Origin of the sequence: Rhodoluna sp., from assembly GCF_049276775.1 — a bacterium.
GTDB lineage: Bacteria > Actinomycetota > Actinomycetes > Actinomycetales > Microbacteriaceae > Rhodoluna.
Window position 1 is genome coordinate 1 of sequence record NZ_JBASXC010000112.1, and the last position, 1,847, is coordinate 1,847.

Annotated in this window: 2 protein-coding genes; both read left to right on the forward strand. The window is 47.0% G+C overall.

The window, feature by feature from the left end; translation table 11 throughout:
* Positions 1-235 precede the first annotated feature (235 nt).
* The gene (locus tag WAO31_RS06740; RefSeq protein WP_509591773.1) at positions 236-1,273 is read left to right on the forward strand and encodes a glycosyltransferase family 4 protein; all 1,038 of its coding nucleotides are present in this window, start codon (positions 236-238) and stop codon (positions 1,271-1,273) included.
* Positions 1,270-1,847: glycosyltransferase family 29 protein (locus WAO31_RS06745; RefSeq protein ID WP_509591775.1), on the forward strand; the 578-nt coding region annotated here is incomplete at its 3' end. The genes WAO31_RS06740 and WAO31_RS06745, both read left to right, overlap by 4 nt.

Here is a 1,847-nt window from a genome sequence, read left to right on the forward strand (position 1 = left end):
GTGACAGACCCGATTTGTAAAGTGATCAAAATGTATTGATTTTCCGTCGACAGATTTTTGATCTAGCGATGTCTCGAACAAAGAGAAATTTTTCCTCAGCTGGTTGAATTCATCATGCAACTCAAAGACTGTAACAGCACATGAGTTTCTGTTTATCTGGTGTTTGGTGGAGACTTTTTTATGCTGTAATGTTTTGGATCACAGGTTTAGAAATTAAAGATAAGGATTTGTGAGCATGACAATTCGAAACACTGATTGTGCAGTCAAGACAGTTGAAGTGATCGCTCCCAATCTCAAGCGACGGCTCTCAGGGGTAACTGCAACGATTGCAAGTCTGGTTGTTAGGCAAGCAAGACTAATTTCGATTGCAGCAACTGGGCCAGGATTGCCTTTGAATGTTCCACACCTTCCGCTTTGGCGTATTCCCTTTTTGTCGAGGCGCTTGCGTGTCTGGCATGCACGTAGAAATAATGACCTTCTGCTTGGCCTTCTGCTTAAGTGGCTAAGAGTTTCCAACTTAAAAGTGGTTTTTACCTCGGCATCTCCACGCCCTCGAACTGGATGGACGCGGTTCCTTATTCGTAATTGTGATGAGGTTGTGGCCACAAATCAGGTAAACGCTGACGTTATGTCACGCAGTTGCCTCATAATACCCCACGGTGTTGATACGGAAACATTCTCCCCAGTAGAGAGTACAAAGTCAGATGAGCCGCTTCTGATCGGTTGTTATGGTCGCATTCGACCGATGAAAGGCACCAAGGAGTTTGTTGAGGCGCTCTGTCGCATTTTGCCGGAACACACGAATTGGTCGGCAATTGTGATGGGACGTGTGCTCCCTCGAGATAGGGCATATTTTGATGGTCTCATTGCGCTGGTTGAAGATGCGGGACTTGCCGATAGGATACAGTTCATTCCTGAGGTGCCATTACAGGATATGCCGGCCGCATATCGAAAGCTGTCAATTTATGTTGCGCCTTCTCACCTTGAAGGATTTGGGTTGACGGTGGCGGAAGCATTGGCGACTGGTGTTCCAACTGTAGCAACACGCGGGGTTGGAGCGTTTGATGCGTTAATCGAAGAACAAAAAAACGGTTTTCTCTACCAGCCTGGGGATGCCAACGAACTAGAAACAAAGGTAAGGCAGCTAATGGAAAACAGTGTTCTACGCAAAGAAATGGGACAGGCGGCACGGTATTCAGCTATAGAAAATATGTCACTTGATGTGGAGGCTCGCCAGCTTGTCCAAATGTATAAAAGGCTTCTTACGGTATGAATAGATTAAGCTTCTACTGGGCGAGACTTTGTCGACAAGAAACCACGCTCGCAACACTTTCTGCGGATTTTCAAGAGCTGGCGGAAGAACTCCGAGGGAAATCAGTTTCCGTTGTAGGAAACGCCCGCAGCTTATCGCAAACGGACAGCGGAAGCGATATCGATGGTGCTGACATAGTCATTCGAATAAATTCCGCACCAATACCATCAGCTCAAAGTCATGGCACGCGAACAGACTGGCATGCATTGGCGGTTAAAAACTCTGGTGCGTTACGGGAACGAGTAAGACCCAATCGTTACTTATGGCTGAGCCACAAACGGAAGCGCTTGGATTGGACAACGGCATCTAGCAGTGGTTTCTATCTGTTTGCGCAGGATGATTTTAATCTGCTTTCAAACCAATTGGGTGCGCGACCCACTTCAGGTCTGTCGCTGATTGCGTTACTCGAGCGATCGCCTGCTGCGCGCATCAATCTTTTTGGATTTGATTTTTTCGAATCCCTCTCATTGACTGGAAGTCGGACCGCTGAGCAAGTCCCACATGATTTTACTGCTGAGAAAAAGTGGGTCTACGA